This is a genomic window from Glycocaulis albus (assembly GCF_014639075.1).
Taxonomy (GTDB): Bacteria; Pseudomonadota; Alphaproteobacteria; order Caulobacterales; family Maricaulaceae; genus Glycocaulis; species Glycocaulis albus.
The window spans coordinates 248,566-268,269 of the sequence record NZ_BMFS01000001.1; the positions used below are offsets into that span (position 1 = coordinate 248,566).

Here is a 19,704-nt window from a genome sequence, read left to right on the forward strand (position 1 = left end):
CAGGCCCGGCGGGCAAAGCGGCCTGGCATTGCCAACGGCAGTGCCAGGCCCCGGATTTCATGGAGAGTGACGTGATGAAGTATCTGGCCTTGGGTATCAGCGCAGCCCTGACGCTGTCGGGGCCGGTGTTTGCGCAGGACGCGCCGGAGCGTGTCACGCGCGGCAATCTGGTGATGGAGAATATCCCCGAGATTCCCCGAGAGGTGCGTGAACGCCTGCGCCAGTACCAGAATGTGCGCGGGGCGGGCTTTTCCGATTTTGCGCCCGATGGCGGGATCTACATCACCACGCGCTTTGGCGAGACGAACCAGATTCACTATGTCGCCCAGCCCATGGGCGCGCGCCGCCAGATCACCTTCTATGACGAACGCACCAGTGGCGCCAGCGTACGTCCGGACGGCTCCGGCCAGTTCCTGTTCACCCGTGATGTCGGTGGTGACGAGTTTTTCCAGGGTTTCCTGTTCGATCCGGAGCGTTCGCGCTCTGTACAGTTCACCACCGATCAGATCCGCAATCAGGGCTTCTCCTGGTCGCGTGATGGCCGGATGATCGCGTGGGCCGCCGCCGGCTGGGGTGATGCGGACTACACCATCTATATGGCCGATCCGGCCGACCCTACGACCGCGCAGGAGGTGCTGCAGGGCGAAGGGGCGATGAGCCCGGTCGACTGGTCTCCCGACGGGTCGCGCCTGCTGATCGGACGCTATTTCTCGATCAATGAGGCAAGGCTATACGTGCTCGACATCGAGCAAGGCACGCTCACCCAGATCAATCCCGACGAGACCAATGCCTATGGCGCGGCCCGGTTCTCGGCCAGCGGTGACAGCATTTTCGTCGTCACCGACGAAGGCGCGGAGTTTCGCCGCATCATGGAAATTCCCGTTGATGGCGGCGAAAAGCGCGTGGTGGCCGAGCATGACTGGGACGTGCAGGCCATGGCGCTGTCACCCGACGGCTCGGTCATCGCCTACACGACCAATGAGGGCGGCATCTCGGAGATATACATCATCAATGCGGCCACCGGCGAAAGTCTGCCCGGGCCGGATCTGCCTGTCGGCCTGATCGGCGGTATAACCTTCAGCCCGGATGGCAACCGTATCGGCTTTACCCACAGCTCGGCAGCTTCTCCCGGCGATGCTTGGGTCTATGATCTTGTCTCGGGCGAGCTTGTGCGCTGGACGCAGTCGGAAGTGGGGGGGCTGGACACCAGCCGCTTCTCGGCGCCCCAGCTGATCAGTTTTGAAAGTTTTGACGGCCTTGAAGTCCCGGCCTTCATCCACCGTCCGTCCGGTGAGGGTCCGCACCCGGTCATTGTCTCGATCCATGGCGGACCGGAAGCGCAGGCGCGGCCCGGTTTCAGCTCAACCTTCCAGTACTGGCTGCAGGAGCTGGGCGCGGCTGTGGTGGTGCCCAATGTGCGCGGCTCGGCCGGTTACGGCAACGAATATGTCAATCTGGACAATGTGTTCCTGCGCGAGAACTCGGTGCGCGATATCGGCGCGCTTCTCGACTGGATCGCTACCCAGCCTGACCTCGATGAAAACCGCGTGGTGGTCTATGGCGGCTCGTATGGCGGCTATATGGTCCTGGCTTCGCTGGTGCATTATTCCGACCGGCTGGCGGGCGGCATCAATATTGTCGGCATCTCGAACTTCGTGACCTTCCTGGAAAACACGGCCGGTTACCGTCAGGATCTGCGCCGCGCGGAATATGGCGATGAGCGTGACCCTGAGGTGCGTGAATTCCTGGAGAGCATCTCGCCTGCCAATCACGCCCACCGCATCACGGCGCCACTCTTCATCATCCAGGGCGCCAATGATCCGCGCGTGCCGCTCTCCGAAGCCGAGCAGATCCTTGCCGCGGTGCGTGAGGCGGGTGGCGATCCGTGGTATCTTGTCGCCATGGATGAGGGTCACGGCTTTGCGCGCCAGTCCAACCGCGACTTCCAGCGCGAGGCGGAAACCCTGTTTCTGAGGGATGTTCTGGGGCTCGACTGATGCGCCTGTCTGCAATCCTTGCGCTGCTGTTTTTCGTGATCTCTCCGGCTGGGGCACAGGACTTGCCTGCGCCCCAGCCGGAGCGCGCCATAACCGCCAGCGTGGTTGTGGACCTGCCAGCGGCTGAGGCCTGGCGGCTCTGGACCACGAATGAGGGCGTCACGAGCTTCTTTGCGCCAGCGGCCCATATCGAGCTGCGCCCGCAAGGCCCGTTCGAGTTCTATTTCGCGCCGGATGCGGAGCCGGGCCAGCGCGGCTCGGAAGGCACCATCATTCTGGGCTATCAGGAAAACCGCATGCTGTCGGCCAGCTGGGCGTTGCCGCCCTACATGGCAGACGTGCGGCCCCATCACACGCATTTGCTGATCCGGTTCGAGCCGCTGGGCGAGGCGCGCACCCGCGTCAGCCTCGTCCATTCCGGCTGGGGTGAGGGCGAGGCGTGGGACACGGCTTTCACCTATTTCGAGCGCGTCTGGCCGCATGTTCTCAGCTCCATGCCATCGGCGGTAACTGACGCGGCGGGTGACTGATTGCGTCCATCTGGTATGAAGGGGCAGGGCTGATTGCAGCCTGCCTGTCACCAAGCTCTGGAGAGTGTTCATGCCGATCCGTCTTGCCGCCACAGCTTCTATTGCCGCGCTGGTCCTCGCCGCCTGTGGCGAGAGCCCTGCGCCTGAGGAGAGCGCCCCGGCGGACGCCGCACCTCCGGCGCAAGAGGCGGCACCGGTTGATGCGAATGATTCGGATGAAATCACGCTCTCCCCGCTCGAGCCGGAGGAAAGCGCCGAAGCCTTTCGTGCTCGCGTGGAAGGCATGAGCGAAGAAGATCAGACGGCAGCCGTGTTCCAGCGCGAGCTGCGCGCCGCACGCGGATGCGAGCCCGGCAATGCGCCGCTGCACCGTTTCGAGCCGCGTGAGCGCGGCGAGGACGAAGCAAGCGCCGATTACAATGCTGCGATCGCGGAAGAATTCCTTCGCAGCAATGTCGAACAGCCGTGCGTCTACACCACGCCATCGGGCTTGCAATACCGTATCGAGCGGGCAGCAGGCCCCGCCAATCCCTCGCCGGTACGCGGCGAATATGTGCGCGTCCACTATGCCGGCCAGCTCCTGGACGGCACCGAGTTTGACAGCTCCTACGCGCGCGGCGAACCGGCCGAATTTCCCTCCGACCGGCTGATCGCGGGCTGGGTGGAGGCCCTGCCGCTGATGCGCGTCGGCGAGAAATGGACACTCTATATCGCCCCGGAACTGGCCTATGGCGCACGCGGCACGCCGGGCGGGCCGATCCCGCCTAACGCGGCGCTGGTCTTCCAGCTGGAACTGCTTGGCCTGCCGGACCGCGAATGAGCCGGAGCCCGCAAGCCATCGCGCTGCTCGAACGCCTGATCGCGTTCGACACCACCTCGCGCAATTCCAATCTCGCCCTGATTGACTGGGTGGAGGACTATCTGACCGGGCTGGGCGCGCGCTGTCAGCGTGTGCCGAGCCCGGACGGGCTGAAATCCAATCTGCATGCCTTTATCGGCCCGGAAACCGATGGCGGGGTGATCCTCTCCGGCCATACGGATGTGGTGCCGGTCGACGGGCAGAACTGGTCGACCGATCCGTTTGTGCTGACGGAAAAGAACGGCAAGCTCTACGGGCGCGGCACGTGCGACATGAAGGGCTTTGTCGCCTGCGCGCTGGCGGCTGCACCCGATCTGGCAGCGGCGCCGCTCAAGCGCCCGGTCCATTTTGCCTTCTCCTACGATGAGGAGGTGGGCTGTCAGGGCGCGCCCTCCATGATCCGGGCGATCGCCGCCGGGCACCCGAAACCGTCTGCCGTGCTGGTGGGCGAGCCCACCGGCATGAAGGTGGTGACGGGTCATAAGGGGCTATACTCGGTGCGCGTGGAGATCACCGGCCGCGAAGCGCATTCCAGCCTGGTCAATGCCGGCGCGTGTGCGGTGACCAATGCCGTGATCCTGATGGAGTTCCTGCGCCGCGAGGGCGAAGCCCTGCGCGCCGCAGCTCCTGAGGACAGTCCGTTCGATCCGCCCTTTGGCACGCTGACCATTGGCCGGATGGGCGGCGGGTCGGCGATGAATATCCTTGCGAAAGACGCCTGGTTCGAGGCGCTGATGCGCCCCGCGCCCTGGGACGACGGTCCGGGGGTGGGGCGGCGCCTGCGCGAACTGGCTGCCGAGGTGGAGGCCGATATGCGCCGGACAGCGCCGGAAGCGTCAATCCGTATCACCGAAGTGTCCAACGTGCCGCCCTTGCGCCCCGAAAAGGATGGCGAGGCCGAGGGCATTGCCCGCGCCCTGACCGGCGATAATGCGCCGCGCGTGGTCTCCTACGGCACTGAAGGCGGGCAGTTTCAGGATGGCGGCATGTCGGCTGTCATTTGCGGGCCCGGCCATATCGATCAGGCTCATCAGCCTGATGAGTTCGTAGAGATCAGCCAGCTGGAGGCCTGCATGGTTTTTCTGAAGAAGCTGGAACAGCGCCTGAGCGCCTAGTGAAGTTCCACCACCGTTTCACCGGCCTCCAAGGCAGCGCGAATTTGCGGTCAAGCTTCTGAAAACCGCTCGATGAGGCGGTTCGTGGACATGTTGCCGACGCGCACCCAGACCAGCCGGACGACGGGGTTTTAGCGCAGCGAAAGGTTCAGAAAATCAGCGTCCTTTGTCATGATGACCCGACCCTCTGCCTGGGCGTGCTCGCATAGAAGGGTGTCAGGCGCGCGCTCAAGCCCGGCATCATGGGCATGAATGGCGTCGGCTTCTCCGGGTGCAAGCCAGCTGGCTAGCGCTCTTGGCAATTGCATATCGACAAGGAATGCGGGCGCGCTCACTCCGCCGCGATCACGCGGTGGCCGGTGAGCCGGGCCGCATAGGCCAGTTCAGCGCGGATATCGTCGGCCTCCAGGTAGGTGTAATCAGCCAGAACGTCTTCGCTGGACATGCCAGAGGCGAGCAAGCCGAGTATGTCGCTGACCCTTATCCGCAGACCACGCAGGCATGGTTGCCCTCCCATCACGGCGGGATCGGTGGTAATGCGCTCGAGCAGGTTTGCGGTCATCGCTTCACCCTTGTTCGAGAGGCCATTCTACACTGCGGCGAGTCCCACCGCAAAGCATCGCGGCTCGTGTATGGACGCGGGGCGGGGAAGCGTCTAAACCCCGTGCGCAATTGCCCGGCGCGGCGTTGCCGCTGCAGGGTTCCCAAAAGTTTCTAGCGGATTTTCAAGGAGCGCGTCATGGCTCTTCGGGTGGCGATCAACGGGTTTGGCCGTATCGGGCGTCTGGCCCTGCGGGCGGTGCTGGAGCATCAGCGCTGGCACGAGGTGGAGGTCGTTGCGATCAATGACAGCGCCACGCCGGAGGTGAACGCACACTTGCTGACCTATGACAGCGTGCATGGCCGCTATCCGCGCGAGATCAAGCTGTTTGATGACGGGTTTGATGCCGGTTTCGGCAAGATCACCAAGGTCTCCAACCGTGATCCCTCCCAGCTGCCCTGGAAGGATCTGGGCATTGACCTCGTGCTGGAATGCACCGGCAAGTTCAACGACAAGGCGGCGGCTTCCGCGCACCTCTCCTCCGGCGCGAAACGCGTGCTGTGCTCTGCACCGGCCAAGAATGCCGACAAGACCATCGTCTACGGCGTCAATCATGCCAGCCTGACGGCGGATGACATCATCGTCTCCAACGCCTCGTGCACCACGAACGGTCTCGCCCCCGTGGCCAAGGTGCTCAATGACGCGATCGGCATCGAGCACGGTCATATGACGACCATCCATGCCTATACCGGCGACCAGCCGACGCTGGACCGCAATCACAAGGATCTGCACCGCGCGCGGGCCGCTGCCATGTCGATGGTGCCGACGACGACCGGCGCTGCAAAGGCCGTTGGCGAGGTGCTGCCCGAGCTGAAAGGCCGCCTTGATGGCTCTGCCATCCGCGTGCCGACACCGAATGTCTCTGTGATCGATCTGGTGTTCACGCCGGGCCGCGAGACCAGTATCGAGGAAATCAATGCGGCGATCTGCGCGGCCGCTGACGGGCCGATGAAGGGCGTGCTGGGCTATGACAGCCTGCCGCTGGTCTCCATCGACTATAATCACGATCCGCGCTCGTCCATCGTCGCGATTGACAAGACCAATGTCATCGGCGGCAGACTGGCCCGTGTGATGACCTGGTATGACAATGAATGGGGCTTTGCCTGCCGTATGATCGATACGGCGGTGGCGATGGGCCGGCTGATCTAGGAACCGAACAGACCCATGAGCGAAGGCAAGATCGCCCGTCTGGAAGAAGCGCAGGTTACGGGCAAGCGCGTGCTGGTGCGCGTCGATTTCAACGTGCCGATGGCCGATGGCAAGGTCAGCGATGACACGCGCCTGAAATCGGCCCTGCCGACGATCGAGTGGCTGACCGGCAAGGGCGCGCGCGTCATACTGCTTGCGCATTTCGGCCGTCCGAAAGGCAAGGCCGATGCCAGCCAGAGCCTGAAGCCGGTGACCGCGCCACTGTCAGACCTGCTGGGCACGCCGGTGCGCTTTGCCGGTGACTGCGTGGGCCGGCTGGCGGAAAAGGCGGTGGCCGAGCTGAAGGACGGCGATGTGCTCCTTCTGGAAAACACGCGTTTTCACGCCGGTGAAGAAGCCAATGATGCGGAGTTTGCCGCGCAGCTGGCCGCGCTTGGCGATGCCTATGTGAACGATGCCTTTTCGGCGGCGCACCGCGCCCATGCCTCCACCGAAGGCGTGGCCCGCCTGCTGCCCGCCTATGCCGGTCTCGCGCTCCAGCGTGAGCTGGACCATGTGACGGCAGCGCTGGAGAACCCTGAACGTCCGCTGCTGGCTGTCGTCGGTGGGGCGAAAGTATCGACCAAGATCGACCTTCTGATGAACCTTGTGACCAAGGTGAACCGGCTGTTCGTCGGCGGTGCCATGGCCAATACCTTCCTGGCGGCCAAGGGCGTGGATGTCGGCAAAAGCCTCTACGAGCCCGACCTGCTGGCCACGGCGCGTGAGATCATTGCGGCGGCGGAAAAATCCGGTTGCCAGCTCATCCTGCCTGAAGACGTAGTTGTCGCACGCGAGCTGAAAGCCAAGGCCGCGCGGCGCGTGGCGGGCCTTGATGAAATTGCCCGCGACGAGATGATCCTTGATTGCGGCCCGGCGACGATTGATGCGCTGGCCGATTCCATCGAGAGCGCAAAGACGCTGGTCTGGAACGGGCCGCTGGGCGCGTTCGAGATGGCCCCGTTTGACACCGGCACGGTAGAGGCGGCCCGCTTTGCCGCCCAGCGCCTGCGTGAGCGCAAGCTGGTGGCGGTTGCGGGCGGCGGTGATACGGTGGCCGCGCTCAATCATGCCGGCGTGGCGGACGATTTTACCTTTATCTCCACCGCGGGCGGCGCGTTTCTCGAATGGCTGGAAGGCAAGCCCCTTCCGGGTATAGAGGTTTTGCGGCGGGCGCCGGAAAAGAATTAGGGTCTGGCAAGCTGGCCCAGGCCGATGGCAAGCAGGATTTACGGGGGAATGTGACTATGGATATCGACGCGCTCTACGAAACCGCGATGCGCATGGTGGCGCCCGGCAAGGGCATTCTGGCGGCAGACGAGTCCACCGGCACGATCAAGAAGCGCTTTGACACGATCAAGCTGGAATCGACCGCCGACAGCCGCCGGGACTGGCGTGAAATGCTGTTCCGTACCGAGCCGGCGATGAGCGAGCATATATCCGGCGTCATCCTCTATGACGAGACACTGCGCCAGAAAGCCAAGGACGGCACGCCGCTGGCCGAGCTGATCGCCAAGACGGGCGCCGTGCCGGGCATCAAGGTGGATACGGGCGCGAAACCGCTGGCTGGCGCGCCGGGCGAGATGATCACCGAGGGCCTCGACGGTCTGCGCGAGCGTCTGGCGGAGTATCATGCGCTGGGCGCGCGTTTTGCCAAATGGCGCGCCGTGATCAATATCGGTTCTGGCGGCGATGACAGCGTGCCGTCCCAGTACTGCATCAACACGAACATGCACGCGCTCACGCGCTATGCGATGCTGTGCCAGGAAGCGAACATTGTTCCCATCGTGGAGCCGGAAGTCATCATGGATGGCGACCATGATATCGACCGTTGCTACGAGGTGACCGAGTTCGCTCTGAAGCGCCTTTATGCGGAACTGTTCGATCAGGGCGTGGTGCTGGAAGGCACGATCCTGAAACCCAATATGATCATTTCCGGCACGAATTGCGCCACCCAGGCGAGCCGCGAGGAAGTGGCCGAAATGACCGTGCAGTGCCTGACCAATTGCGTGCCGGCCTCGGTGCCAGGCATTGCCTTCCTGTCGGGCGGGCAGTCGGATGTGGACGCCACTGCGCACCTCAACATCATGAATGCGGGCTTTGACTTGCCCTGGCCGCTGACCTTCTCCTATGGCCGCGCGCTGCAGGCCGCGCCGCTGGCCGCTTGGGGCGGCAAGGATGACGCCGCTGGCCAAAAAGCCTTCAATCACCGGGCGAAGATGAACGGCCTTGCCGCGCTCGGCGAATGGGATGAGGGCATGGAGGGGTAGGCGCCTTCTGCCTGTACTCATGAAAAAAGGCCCGGCATTGCCGGGCCTTTCGCGTTTCAGGTTTGGGTAAACCCGGAACCTAATACTCGGTGAAGTACACCACCGCCTGGGCCGTGCCGCCCGAATAGGTGCCGACCCAGATGTCATACTGGCCGGAGCCGGACAGGGTGACGCGCGGGTTCAGACCGTCGAAATCGTCATTGCAGTACCAGCGGCCATCCGGGCCGTTGACGACGATGGTGGTGTCGGCGTTCGATTCAGCGCCGATGGAGATGCGGCCGCCATTGAAATTCAGGCGGACATCCGGCGCGTCGGAGATGGCACCGGCGCAGGCGCCGCCCAGATGGCCGGCATCAATAGTGCCGCCAGCGATGACGTTCACGACCTGCGGGTCCGGCAGGAAGCCGGCGCTGAGCGAATACGTGCCGAAGTTCGGGTTGAGCCCGTAATTCTGGGCGGACGCAGCAGCGCCCATGGCCAGCGCGGCCAAAGTGGCGCAGGCAACAGTTCTGGCAATCATGAAAGTCTCCATAAGGAACGGGGCATGAGGCCCCCTCAATGCCAGCGCATGATTGTACTCACCGCTAACATCTTGATTGATAGCAGGCTTCAATAAGGGAACTAAGCGGTTTCTTTGCCGTCGCACAGTTTGCCGCCGGGCGGCCAGCGAAACGGACGGCCTGACCGGCTTCCGCTGGCCCTTCGAAGCGTGTAACCAGCAAACCCATGTCACGCTGCCAACTATATCTCATCACCCCGCCGCGCATTGATGCCGGTTTTGCCGAGCTGCTGGATTCGGTGCTGGCCGAGGGTGTGGCAAGCGTCCTGCAGCTACGCCTCAAAGATCAGCCTGAAAATCAGCTGCCGGGCCTTATCCCGCCGCTGGTGAAGGCAGCCAAGCGCCACGGCGTCACCGTGCTGATGAATGACCGGCCGGATCTTGCCGTGCATTATGGCATGGACGGGGTGCATGTCGGGCAGGAGGATGCGCCCTATGCCCAGGCGCGCGCGGCGGTGGGCAAGACCGGCATTGTCGGCGTCACCTGCCATGACAGCCGCCATCTGGCGATGACAGCCGCGGAAAAAGGCGCAGACTATGTCGCCTTCGGCGCGATGTACCCAACTGCCACGAAATCGCCCAAGGCATCGGCTTCTGTCGATATCATCGAGTGGTGGAGCGAAGTCTTTGAGGTGCCATGCGTAGCGATTGGCGGCATTACGCCGGAAAATGCCAGCCCGGTGATAGAGGCGGGCGCGGATTTCATCGCGGTATCGGGCGGGGTGTGGAACCATCCGGCCGGTCCGGTGGAGGCCGTACGGGCCTTTGGAGCGCTGCTCTCGGCGCGCTGAGCGCGCTGTCGCTGGCCACATCGTTGGCCGCTGCACAGGAACCGGCCCTGCCGCCGGGCCTCGCCGGCGAGGCTGAACGCAACCGGTCCGGGGAATCGATCGAGGAGCGCAGCCCGTCCGATCAGGCCATGGCACGGGCATCTGCTGCCTATGTCACCGGCGACTATCTCAGTGCGCGCGTCCATGCCGAAAGGGCCGCCGCCGCAGGCGAGCCGCGCGGCGCGACGCTTGTGGGGCACATATTGCTGCACGGGCTTTCAGGGACAGCTGACGACACGGGCGCGGTGCGCTGGCTTCGCCGGGCGGGCGAGCAGGACGATATCGATGCGCTGATCATTCTGGCCTCACTGGCAGCCGAGCGGCGGGGCGGGCTGGAGCCATTTCAGGCACGTGAATTTTTAAGTCAGGCCGCCGAAACCGGCGATGCGCGCGCCGCCTTCGAGTACGGCGCGCATTTGCGCGATACCGGCGATCCGGGCGTGTCGCACCTGGCGCTGGACTGGCTGCGGCTGGCCGCAGAGGCAGGCATGCCGCGCGCCATGGCGGCCTATGCGGCGGCGCTCGATGACTGGGTGCACGGGCCGAACGATCCAGCGTTGGCCCGGCCCTGGTATATCCGTGCCGGCGAGGCCGGTGATGCGCCGTCTGCTGCCATTGCAGGCATTATGCTGATCAACGGAGAGGGCGGCGATGCCGACGAGGATGCCGGCCGGGCGATGCTGCGCATGGCCGCGGAGATGGGCCTGCCCGCGGCGATGGGCGATTATGCCCTGCTGCTGATGCAGGATGCTGAAAGCACGGGCGGGGATTTTCATGAGGCGGCCAGCTGGGCGCGCCGCGGAGCCGAGGCTGGCGATGCGCAGGCCCAGTTCCTTTACGCGGGGGCGCTGGCGACGGGCCGGGGCGTCTTGCGCAATATGGAACAGGCCTATGTGTGGGTCAGGCGGGCAGGCTATCCGGGGGACAATTCGCTGGCGGATGATCCGCAGCGCGACCGGCTGGAGGCGCAGCTGGAGGAGCTCTTTACCCACGATACGCTGGCCCGGCTGGAAGCCGAGGCCAACGCCGGAATGATGGGCAGATTCCGGCTCAATCCGGCCGGGGACTGAAAGGGCGCATACTGGCGGGCCTGATGATCTCCAGCCCGCCGGAGTCCTGCCCATGTCCAACGCTTTCGCTGCAGCCCTCGCCCATGTGCTGATCCACGAGGGCGGGTATGTCGATCACCCGGATGATCCCGGCGGCGCGACGAATTTCGGCATCACGCTGGCCACGCTGCAGGGCTGGCGCGGGCGCAGCGTGACCAGGGCGGATGTCCGCACGCTGACGAGGGGTGAGGCGGCCGAGATCTACAAGGCGCGTTACTGGGATCAATGCCGATGTGACGAGCTGCCGGGGCCGGTGGCCTTCATCGTGTTCGATGCGGCGGTCAATCACGGGGCAAGCCGGGCCGTGCGCCTGCTGCAGGAAGCGCTGGGCGTTACCGCCGATAGCCGCATCGGACCGGCAACGCTGGCCGCCGCCAGACGGGCGGACCCGCGCGGGCTTGTCAGCGAGATAGCCGCCCGGCGCATGGTGCTCTACGGCAATCTCGCCCATTTCCGCACATTTGGCCTTGGCTGGTCGCGGCGCCTGATGGGGACGCTTGTGGGGGCGTTTTCCCGCGTCCTGACCTTCCAGGCCTCCTAATCGGTGCGCACGCGTATGTAAGCCCGGTCGTCAAACGACACGGCATCCGGGCCGACGGCCTTGGTCGTGGCAAATTCGCCGATACGCAGCGGATCGCGCATGAGGTCGTCTTCGAGACGCTGTTCGGCTTCTGCCAGCGTTGCGGCGGGACCCAGATAGCCATCAGAACACAGGACGATGTCTGCGCCGGGCGGTACCGGGAAAACCTCCACGCGGCCGATACAACGCCCGGAGCCGTCGAGCACTGCGTAGGACAAGGGGTCTTCGGCCGGCCCGTTCTCAAACATGTCCTGCCGGCGCAGCAGGGGCAGGATAGCTTCCCGGCCCGGGTCTGAAGCGCGCAAGGCGAGCGCGTCGTGGCCTTCCAGCAAGTAGGTGCGCAGCAGGGCGGCACGATAGGCAGCGGCAATACGGTCCACGAGCTTTTCGCCAGGATGGGTCTGCTGGCCAATCCGCACCGAAATATCGCCGACCCGCCAGATTTCCCGCCGCGCCCGGCTGTAGATGGCGCAAACTGCCTTGGGTGTTTCGCCGTCTGTGCGTGATGCGGCTGCGCTGATTGCGCTCTCGATGCGGCGAAAGGCGTCATCGGGCGCAATGCCGGCTTCGAAAGAGGCGATTGCGGTCATCGCGGCTTCGGCCGCCCGCGCACCAGGGCTGGGCTGGTCCTTCATCGCCTGGCCCGACTTGGCTGTTGCGCCGTCTATAACGGCAACGAAGCTGGCGCCGGTAAAGAGGCGGTCCTCGCCCCCATCATCGCCGCCCTGTTTGGAGCGCAGGAAGGTTTCAATCACTTTCATGCGTGCGTGCCAGGTTTGAGCGGGCGGAAAAGTACGGTCTTCATTGTCAGATCAAGATGCTGGTCGACGGTGATCTCTGCCAGACACAAAAACCGGCGTGGCAGGAAAAAGCGCTTCTCGATCAGGTCTTCACGCAAGAGACGCCCTGCGGCGCCGGTTCCATATGTGTGGCTGCCGGCGAACAGGAACACGCGCCGCCCATTGCAGAACGGGTTATCCGTGACAAGTACCAGCGCGTAATCCTTTTGTACTGCGCCGTTGCTCACCAAGGTCTCGTATCGCACGCCATCCAGAACGATGATGTTCTCGTCGTCCGGGTCAAACCGCAAGCCGACATCGTCAAACACCGCATCAAGGAAGCGCCGGGTGACGGTGTTGTTCTTCGAACCTCCGACAAGGACAAGGTCGCAGCGCACGGCCTCCGCCGGCATGCTCTCGCTCATGTATACTGTCGGGTCGGCGTCCTCCCCATATGCCTGCTTGAGACTGTGGGTAATGTCGCTCAAGGCGCGAACCTGGCCGACCCCGGTGGCATAGCGGGTATACTTGCCGGTGTTGGTGGCTGCCGAGGTTGCCACGCACAAGGACATCTGGATGGGGCTGCGCAAACGCCAGAAGCCGCGGTGACGGCGCCGTCTTGCGATCCGCAGGACAACGGTGGCCGCGCCGGCACCTGTCGCAAGCGCTATCAGCACGTCCAGCGTCTCGATGAGTTGCACGATGCGATCGAGGATATCCACGCCGCTTCCCCGCTATTGCCTTTGCCGTCACCTTTCCCGGAACCGTGCAACGAGGCAAGGTCAACGTCCCCACTCCCCAGCAGCCTTGCCGCATGACGCTGCCGCTGATACACCCGCGCCCGATTTGATGTGGCATCCCTGCCGCCTTGGCCGGCAGGGGTCAGTGGGAAGTTTTCCGATGAAGATCAACGGTAACGAAATCAAGCCGGGCATGGTGATCAAGCACCAGGACACGCTGTGGACGGCGGTGAAGGCCGACCATGTTAAGCCCGGCAAGGGCGGCGCGTTTGCGCAGGTCGAGCTGAAGAACATCCTTGATGGCCGCAAGCTCAATGAGCGCTTCCGCTCGGCCGACAAGGTGGAGCGCGTGCGCCTCGATCAGCGCGACTATCAGTATCTCTACCCGGAAGGCGAGATGCTGGTCTTCATGAACACCGAAAGCTATGAGCAGATCTCGCTGCACATCGATTTCGTGGGCGAGGAGCGTGCGGCCTATCTGACCGATGGCATGATGGTCGTGGTCGAGTTCTACGAGGACAAGCCGATCGGCGTTGAGCTGCCCCAGCATGTGGAGCTGGAAGTCATCGACACCGAGCCGGTGGTCAAGGGCCAGACGGCGGCCAATTCCTACAAGCCTGCCATCCTGACCGGGAATATCCGCTCTGCCGTGCCGCCCTTCGTGGGCGTGGGCGAACGTGTGGTGGTGGCCACCGAAGACGGCAGCTACGTACGCCGCGCTGAAATGGGAAGCTTCTGATTTGGCGCAGGTTTCTGCCCTCATGCAGGTGATGACCGGCGCCGTGCGCAAGGCGGGCCGCAAGCTCGCGCGCGATTTTGGCGAGGTGGAACACCTGCAGGTCTCGAAGAAGGGCCCGGCCGACTTCGTCTCCACGGCGGACGCCAAGGCCGAGGAAACCCTGTTCGAGGAGCTGTCAAAGGCGCGTCCCGGCTATGGCTTCCTGATGGAAGAGCGCGGGGTCGTGGAAGGGACGGACAAGTCCCACCGCTGGATCGTCGACCCGCTGGACGGCACGACGAATTTCCTGCACGGCCAGCCGCATTTCGCCGTGTCGGTGGCGCTGGAGCGCGAGGGCGAGCTGATCGCGGGCATTGTGTATAATCCCGCTACCGATGACTTCTTCCACGCCGAAAAGGGCCGCGGCGCCTATATGAATGACCGGCGCCTGCGCGTGTCGGGCCGTATCCAGTTCGATGAATGCGTGATTGCGACCGGCATGCCGTTTGCCGGCAAGTCCGGTCACGCAAAATTCCTCACCGAGCTGCACGCCATCATGCCCCATTGCGCCGGTATCCGGCGCTATGGGGCGGCCTCGCTCGATCTGGCATGGACGGCAGCGGGCCGGTTTGACGGGTTTTTCGAACGCAATCTCAAAGCCTGGGATATTGCAGCGGGCATCGTGCTGGTGCGCGAGGCGGGCGGCTATGCCGGTTCACTCGATGGCACGGGCGATGTGCTGGAGACCGGCCATATCGTGGCCGGCAACGAGTTCACCTTTGCCGAGCTGAAAAAACGCCTCGCCAAGGCGGGCGGCTAGCTGCTTCCGCCCAAAAACAGACAAGAAGCTTGTCTCTGATGGTCAAACGGGTCATGCCTTGACCCCTGCCGGAACAGAGGGACAGCTCACCCATGCCTTCACGCGAACTGCCGTTGCCGCCCGAAACCCCGCAGCCGCGCAAGGTGCGTTTTACAGGGCCCGGTCAGTATATCATCTGGATGGCGGTCTTCCTTGCGGTGGTGGCCGCGCTGGCCGCTGTTCTGCATGAGCCGCTGATCACCGCGTTCCAGGCTAATGCCGCGATCAATGGCGTGATCCTGGGCGTTCTCCTGATCGGCATTCTCTACACCTTCCAGCAGGCCCTTGCGATCGGCCCCAGCGCACGCTGGCTGGTCAAGCTGCGTGACAGCGCACACCCCGACCAGCTGGGCAATCCGCCTTCGCTCATCGCGCCGATGGCGGCGCTGATAACCGATGCGGCAGACGGGCGCGCGCGCCTGTCGGCGGCGTCTGCCCGGGTGGTGCTGGATTCGGTGGCCGCGCGCATGGCCGAAAGCGGCGCGTTCACGCGCTATTTCGGGCGTCTCCTGATCTTCCTCGGCCTGCTCGGCACGTTCTACGGCCTGCTTCTGGTGGTCTCGGATGTGGGCGAGGCCGTGCGCGCCGTTTCGGCGACCTCCTCTGGCGCTGGCGAGGTGGAAGCGGCCCGGCTCATGGCGGCCATTGAAGACCCGATACAGGGCATGGGTACGGCCTTTGCCTCCTCGCTTTTCGGTCTTGCCGGCTCGCTCATCATCGGCTTTCTGGAACTTCAGGCCAGCCGGGCGCAGAACCGTTTCTATAACGAGATCGAGGAATGGCTGTCTTCCATCTCGCGCCTGTCGGCGGCGGCGCCTGTGGGGTCTGGTGAGGGTGATACGTCGAGCGCGTATGTGGGCGCGCTTCTGGAGCAAACCGCCGATACGGTGGACCGGCTCGCTTCCACCATGGAGCGCCATTCACGCCAGCTGGAAGTGACGCTGACCCGGTTTGCCGATGATGCGGCGGAAGCCAACCGGGAGGCCGCGCGCCTGCTTCGCGACGAGATCAAGGTGCTGGTGCGTGCGCTGGAAGCGCAGGCCCGGCTCAACCGCCGGGACCAGTAAGCCATGGCGCTCTCCCGCCTCCAGCAATTGCGCGAGACCGATAACGGCGATTACTGGCCGGGCTTTGTCGATGCGCTGGCCACGCTCCTGCTGGTCATCGTCTTCCTGCTCGCCGTGTTTGTGACGGGGCAGTACGCGCTCTCCACCGCCCTGACGGGGCGGGACGAACAGCTTGCTGATCTCAATGCGCGCCTGTCCCAGCTCGCCAACGAGCTGAACATGGCCGAGGCGGAAAATGCCGAGCTGACCCTGCGCGTCAGTACGCTGACGGCCGAAAATGAGAGCCTTTCAGAGCAGCTGGAGGCGACCACGGCGCGCATCACGGCGCTGGGTGACCAGCTGGATGAAGCTGAAGAGCTGTCCGACGAGGCACAGCTGACCATCGCCATGCTGTCTGAACAGATGGAGATATTGCGCATGGAGCTGGCGCGCCTTAATGCCGCGCTGGAAGCCTCCGAAGCGCGCGAGGCGGAGCTGGAAACGCAAGTCATCAATCTTGGCTCGCGCCTCAATGCCGCGCTGGCGAGCGAGGTGGCCCGATTGTCGCAATACCGTTCGGAATTCTTCGGACGCCTGGTGGAGATTCTCGGTAACCGCTCGGGCGTGCGGGTGGTGGGCGACCGCTTCGTGTTCGAGACCGATGTGCTGTTTGACTCCGCCTCTGCTGAACTGTCTCCCGAAGGCCAGGAGGGGCTGCGCCCGATAGCCGCCGCCATAATCCAGCTGACCCGTGAAATCCCGGACGATATCGAATGGGTGATCCGGGTGGACGGGCATACCGATGTGCGCCCGCTGGGGCCGACCGCGCAATTCTCGTCCAATTGGGAGCTGTCGACCGCGCGTTCGCTGTCGGTCATCAACTGGCTGGTGGGCGAGGGCGTGCCGGCCAACCGTCTGATGGCGGCAGGGCTGGGCGAGCATTACCCCATCGCGCAAGGCCGCACCGAGGCCGACCATGCCCGTAACCGCCGCATCGAGCTGAAACTGGAAGCGCGGTAGGGGTGCCATCACACTCCCGCGACGATTTCCACAGGATTCTGTACCCCGGCGGGGGCGTTAAGTTCTTGGGAAAAAACGCACTGAGTCTTGATCGCCCGCATGGTCTTGCGCCGCAGGCCTAGCGCGTATATACACCGCGGCTCATTTCTAGCAGACTTGTTCCGCCATACCACAGGCCAAGGCCGGTCTGGGCAGGGCGGACATTGAAGGCGGGAGCCGTCACATGAAACAGGATATCCACCCCGACTATCACTTCATCGAAGTGGTGATGACGGACGGCACCAAGTTCAAGACCCGGTCGACCTACGGCAAGGAAGGCGACCAGATTTCGCTGGATATCGATCCGCGCACCCACCCGGCCTGGACCGGTGGTTCGCAAACCCTCGTTGACCGCGCGGGCCGCGTTTCGCGCTTCAAGGACAAGTTCAAAGGCTTCGGTGTATAACCGCCCACCCCCCTCACCTGGGCGCGTGTCGCCAAGACACGGCCGGGGCCTTTAGAAGAACGCCCGTAGCTCCCCTCAGCTGCGGGCGTTTTTTCGTCTTTGGTTCGGGCAACGCATCCCCCGGTCGTAGCCGGCGCCGGGCCGCCTTGCGATATTCGGCGAATACCCGCCTGCGCGGGCACAGGCATTCGTGGGCGGCCGTTCGGCCTTTTGGCCCCTGACGGGGCCGGAAAGTCACCCCGGCGCGTAGTTTTCCTGATGCTCCGCACATCCGTGCGTCGCGCCTCGCATAAGCTCGGGCGCGCTGCCTGTCCTCGATTTGATCGGGGATCGCGCTTGCGGCGCTGCGTGCCGAACTATCCGCTAGCTCCGTCCGGCAAAGGCGCTTTCCAGTGCTGACCATTGGCCAGCGAGCGGGTTCTGGCCCGGCGCTCCGCCGGGTGCTTCGCGGAAGAGATTGTCATCAAGGCGTTTCAGGCGCTCGTGAAGGCTCTGCGAGCGGGCGACGAGATCGCCAAGGCGGGGCGGGCAGGGGTCATCGCCAGCTGGCCACATGCCCTCGCGCGGATGTGTCTTGCCGCCGAGGCGGTACTTCTCGCTGGCCGCTTCAAAGGGCGTCATCTCGCCTTCGCTCACCGCGCGCTGGGTGAGAAGCCAGGAGGCGGACTGCATGAGCTGCGTGGTGAGCGTCATGGATTCAGCGGCATAGGCGAGCGCCCCGGAGCGCCCGAGGCGCTTGGCATCGTCACGTCCCGGCCCGTCCAGATAGCTGGCGGTTTCCTCCACCAGATCCATGCCCTCACGGAACAGGCGGCTGAAATGTTCGGACGCCGCAAAATCGGCCACACGGATGGCCGCTTCGCTCGCTGCGCGGTCTGTGCCGGACTTGCCGGTTTCGGTTTCCATCACGCCCCTCATCCCTCACGCATGTCCCGGCCGCCTTGCGGCGCGGGCGTCAATCGGTGCAGCACCTGCCTTGCCCATATCGGGACGCAGCATGCCTGTCTGGCTGCCTACCTAGCAAGGCCGGGGCCAGTTCGCGATATTTTTCAGGCCTTTTTGAAGAAGGCCTCGGCAGCGCCCAGCTTGTCCTGCTTGTGATCAATCATCGCCTCGGCCCGTGCAATTTCGCTTTTCAGCGCCGCAATGCGTTCCTGCAGGTCCGCGACGGACAGGCTGGAAACATCTTCTCCCGGTGTGATGGTGAGCCGTTTGCTTCGCGGCAGTTCATCGTCAAACATGGGTCATCACCTCCCTGTCATGCCGTGTGCACATATCGGCTGCCTGCCGTCATTATGGGCTGCACAATAGCGCAATCCGGGCCAGCATGCGCCCCCCAATTGTGTGCAGATACGGATAATCAGCCATGAAGCCTGCCTACGCGACACGCATTGTCACCGCCCCGGAGCCGGGCGGCCCGGACGCGCTGCGGGTGGAGGAGATCACGCTGGATCCGCCAGGCCCCGGCGAAATCCTGATCCGGATCGCGGCAGCGGGCGTGAACCGGCCTGACGTGATCGAGCGCATGGGCTTTTACCCGCCGCCGTCCGGCGCGCCGAAGGGGCTGGGGCTGGAGGTGTCCGGCACGGTGCTGGCGCTGGGCGAGGGGGTGAGCGGGTTTGATACCGGTCAGAGCGTGTGCGCGCTAGTGGCCGGCGGCGGCTATGCGGATATCGCGCGTGCGCCCGCTGGGTCAGTGCTGCCGGTGCCGGAGGATATGGATATCATCGCGGCGGCAGGCCTGCCCGAAACCGTCTTCACTGTCTGGACGAATGTGTTCGAGGCAGGTGCGCTGAAACCCGGTGAGCGCCTTCTGGTGCATGGCGGGTCGAGCGGGATCGGCACCACGGCCATCCAGATGGCCAAGGCCCATGGCGCCATCGTGATGGCAACGGCGGGCAGTACAGACAAGTGCGACATCTGCCGCAGGCTGGGCGCAGATCACGTGTTCAATTACCGGGAGGACGCTTGGGTTGAAGGCGTGAAAGCGGCAGGTGGCGCGGATGTGATCCTCGACATGGTGGGCGGGGACTATGTGGCGAAGAATCTGGCCGTGCTGAACCGCTTCGGGCGGCTTGTGCAGATCGCCTTCCTGAAAGGCTCGCGCGTGGAGGTGGATCTGATGGGCCTCATGCTCAAACGCCAGACCGTCACCGGCTCGACGCTGCGTGCCCGCTCAGCCGGGGAGAAGGCCGCGCTGGCTCAGGCCGTGCGCGTGCATGTCTGGCCGTGGATCGAGGCAGGCAAGGTCAAGCCGTTGATCGATTCCACCTATGCGCTGGCGGATGTCGCAAAGGCGCATGAGCGGATGGATTCCATGGCCCATTCCGGCAAGATATTGCTGATCCCCTGAGCGTTCCTGCAGTGTCAGGAAAACCCTCTTTCATGGCGCGCGCTCACGCGTTATAAGCACCGCAAATCCCGTCATTGTTATCCGGTGTCACGAACGCCAGCTTGAC

23 protein-coding genes are annotated in these 19,704 nt (G+C 64.1%); 16 read left to right on the forward strand and 7 right to left on the reverse strand.

Translation table 11 applies throughout. The features are described 5' to 3' along the window. Positions 1–74 precede the first annotated feature (74 nt). From IEV75_RS01275 to argE, 4 genes are all read left to right on the forward strand, one after another. Positions 75–1,997 (forward strand): S9 family peptidase, encoded by a 1,923-nt coding sequence (locus tag IEV75_RS01275; protein WP_188450734.1) that lies wholly within the window; start codon positions 75–77, stop codon positions 1,995–1,997. Further along, positions 1,997–2,527: an SRPBCC family protein gene (locus IEV75_RS01280; RefSeq protein ID WP_188450735.1), complete on the forward strand. Its 531-nt coding sequence runs from the start codon at positions 1,997–1,999 to the stop codon at positions 2,525–2,527. Before IEV75_RS01275 ends, IEV75_RS01280 begins: the two co-directional genes overlap by 1 nt. A gap of 70 nt (positions 2,528–2,597) precedes the next feature. Then, positions 2,598–3,347, forward strand: a complete 750-nt coding sequence (locus IEV75_RS01285) for an FKBP-type peptidyl-prolyl cis-trans isomerase (RefSeq protein WP_188450736.1) — start codon at positions 2,598–2,600, stop codon at positions 3,345–3,347. Further along, complete coding sequence (gene argE / locus IEV75_RS01290; RefSeq protein ID WP_188450737.1) at positions 3,344–4,501, forward strand: acetylornithine deacetylase; 1,158 nt, start codon at positions 3,344–3,346, stop codon at positions 4,499–4,501. The genes IEV75_RS01285 and argE overlap by 4 nt, the downstream gene beginning before the upstream one ends. 131 nt (positions 4,502–4,632) lie before the next feature. On the opposite strand, the gene IEV75_RS14030 is transcribed toward argE, so the two are convergent. Beyond that, a complete protein-coding gene (locus tag IEV75_RS14030; protein WP_373290495.1) occupies positions 4,633–4,809 on the reverse strand; it encodes a DUF5615 family PIN-like protein in 177 nt (58 codons plus the stop codon). 23 nt (positions 4,810–4,832) lie between these two features. Continuing rightward, on the reverse strand, positions 4,833–5,063 hold the full coding sequence (locus IEV75_RS01300) for a DUF433 domain-containing protein (RefSeq protein WP_188450739.1): 231 nt from the start codon (positions 5,061–5,063) through the stop codon (positions 4,833–4,835). Positions 5,064–5,240: 177 nt separating this feature from the next. Between IEV75_RS01300 and gap the strand changes: the two genes are divergently transcribed. The 3 genes from gap to IEV75_RS01315 are packed head-to-tail and all read left to right on the forward strand — an operon-like array spanning position 5,241 to position 8,560. Beyond that, a complete protein-coding gene (gap, locus tag IEV75_RS01305) occupies positions 5,241–6,251 on the forward strand; it encodes a type I glyceraldehyde-3-phosphate dehydrogenase (RefSeq protein ID WP_188450740.1) in 1,011 nt (336 codons plus the stop codon). Between the two features lie 15 nt (positions 6,252–6,266). Then, entirely contained in the window at positions 6,267–7,481 is a 1,215-nt protein-coding gene (locus IEV75_RS01310) for a phosphoglycerate kinase (protein WP_188450741.1), read from the forward strand. 56 nt (positions 7,482–7,537) lie between these two features. Continuing rightward, positions 7,538–8,560, forward strand: coding sequence for a class I fructose-bisphosphate aldolase (locus IEV75_RS01315; protein WP_188450742.1), 1,023 nt, complete (start codon positions 7,538–7,540; stop codon positions 8,558–8,560). A 79-nt stretch (positions 8,561–8,639) separates the two neighbouring features. Here the strand turns inward: IEV75_RS01315 and IEV75_RS01320 are convergent, their stop codons facing one another. Continuing rightward, entirely contained in the window at positions 8,640–9,080 is a 441-nt protein-coding gene (locus IEV75_RS01320) for a peptidase S1 (protein WP_188450743.1), read from the reverse strand. A gap of 206 nt (positions 9,081–9,286) precedes the next feature. Between IEV75_RS01320 and thiE the strand changes: the two genes are divergently transcribed. Genes thiE through IEV75_RS01335 form a run of 3 tightly spaced genes read left to right on the forward strand, consistent with a single transcriptional unit; the run spans position 9,287 to position 11,599 of the window. Continuing rightward, complete coding sequence (thiE, locus tag IEV75_RS01325) at positions 9,287–9,910, forward strand: thiamine phosphate synthase (RefSeq protein WP_188450744.1); 624 nt, start codon at positions 9,287–9,289, stop codon at positions 9,908–9,910. Between the two features lie 23 nt (positions 9,911–9,933). Beyond that, a complete protein-coding gene (locus IEV75_RS01330) occupies positions 9,934–11,019 on the forward strand; it encodes a tetratricopeptide repeat protein (protein WP_188450745.1) in 1,086 nt (361 codons plus the stop codon). 52 nt (positions 11,020–11,071) lie between these two features. Beyond that, entirely contained in the window at positions 11,072–11,599 is a 528-nt protein-coding gene (locus IEV75_RS01335; protein ID WP_188450746.1) for a glycoside hydrolase family 108 protein, read from the forward strand. Here IEV75_RS01335 and IEV75_RS01340 read toward each other — a convergent pair. Further along, complete coding sequence (locus tag IEV75_RS01340; protein ID WP_188450747.1) at positions 11,596–12,399, reverse strand: hypothetical protein; 804 nt, start codon at positions 12,397–12,399, stop codon at positions 11,596–11,598. The two genes, IEV75_RS01335 and IEV75_RS01340, sit on opposite strands and share 4 nt — an antisense overlap. Next, the gene (locus IEV75_RS01345) at positions 12,396–13,139 is read right to left on the reverse strand and encodes a hypothetical protein (protein ID WP_188450748.1); all 744 of its coding nucleotides are present in this window, start codon (positions 13,137–13,139) and stop codon (positions 12,396–12,398) included. The genes IEV75_RS01340 and IEV75_RS01345 overlap by 4 nt, the downstream gene beginning before the upstream one ends. A gap of 178 nt (positions 13,140–13,317) precedes the next feature. Between IEV75_RS01345 and efp the strand changes: the two genes are divergently transcribed. The 5 genes from efp to rpmE all read left to right on the forward strand — a co-directional run bounded on the left by efp (position 13,318) and on the right by rpmE (position 17,245). Next, on the forward strand, positions 13,318–13,896 hold the full coding sequence (gene efp, locus IEV75_RS01350) for an elongation factor P (protein ID WP_188450749.1): 579 nt from the start codon (positions 13,318–13,320) through the stop codon (positions 13,894–13,896). A gap of 22 nt (positions 13,897–13,918) precedes the next feature. After that, entirely contained in the window at positions 13,919–14,695 is a 777-nt protein-coding gene (locus tag IEV75_RS01355; protein WP_188450750.1) for an inositol monophosphatase family protein, read from the forward strand. Positions 14,696–14,787: 92 nt separating this feature from the next. Next, positions 14,788–15,801, forward strand: a complete 1,014-nt coding sequence (locus tag IEV75_RS01360) for a hypothetical protein (protein WP_188450751.1) — start codon at positions 14,788–14,790, stop codon at positions 15,799–15,801. Positions 15,802–15,804: 3 nt separating this feature from the next. After that, a complete protein-coding gene (locus tag IEV75_RS01365; RefSeq protein ID WP_188450752.1) occupies positions 15,805–16,800 on the forward strand; it encodes a peptidoglycan -binding protein in 996 nt (331 codons plus the stop codon). 223 nt (positions 16,801–17,023) lie between these two features. Next, a complete protein-coding gene (gene rpmE / locus IEV75_RS01370) occupies positions 17,024–17,245 on the forward strand; it encodes a 50S ribosomal protein L31 (RefSeq protein WP_188450753.1) in 222 nt (73 codons plus the stop codon). A gap of 363 nt (positions 17,246–17,608) precedes the next feature. Here the strand turns inward: rpmE and rcdA are convergent, their stop codons facing one another. Beyond that, positions 17,609–18,151, reverse strand: a complete 543-nt coding sequence (gene rcdA, locus IEV75_RS01375) for a protease adaptor protein RcdA (RefSeq protein ID WP_188450929.1) — start codon at positions 18,149–18,151, stop codon at positions 17,609–17,611. 143 nt (positions 18,152–18,294) lie between these two features. Then, positions 18,295–18,486: a DUF1192 domain-containing protein gene (locus tag IEV75_RS01380; RefSeq protein WP_188450754.1), complete on the reverse strand. Its 192-nt coding sequence runs from the start codon at positions 18,484–18,486 to the stop codon at positions 18,295–18,297. 125 nt (positions 18,487–18,611) lie between these two features. Here IEV75_RS01380 and IEV75_RS01385 point away from each other — a divergent pair, with 125 nt between their 5' ends. Further along, entirely contained in the window at positions 18,612–19,598 is a 987-nt protein-coding gene (locus IEV75_RS01385) for an NAD(P)H-quinone oxidoreductase (protein WP_188450755.1), read from the forward strand. The last annotated feature ends 106 nt before the right edge of the window (positions 19,599–19,704 follow it).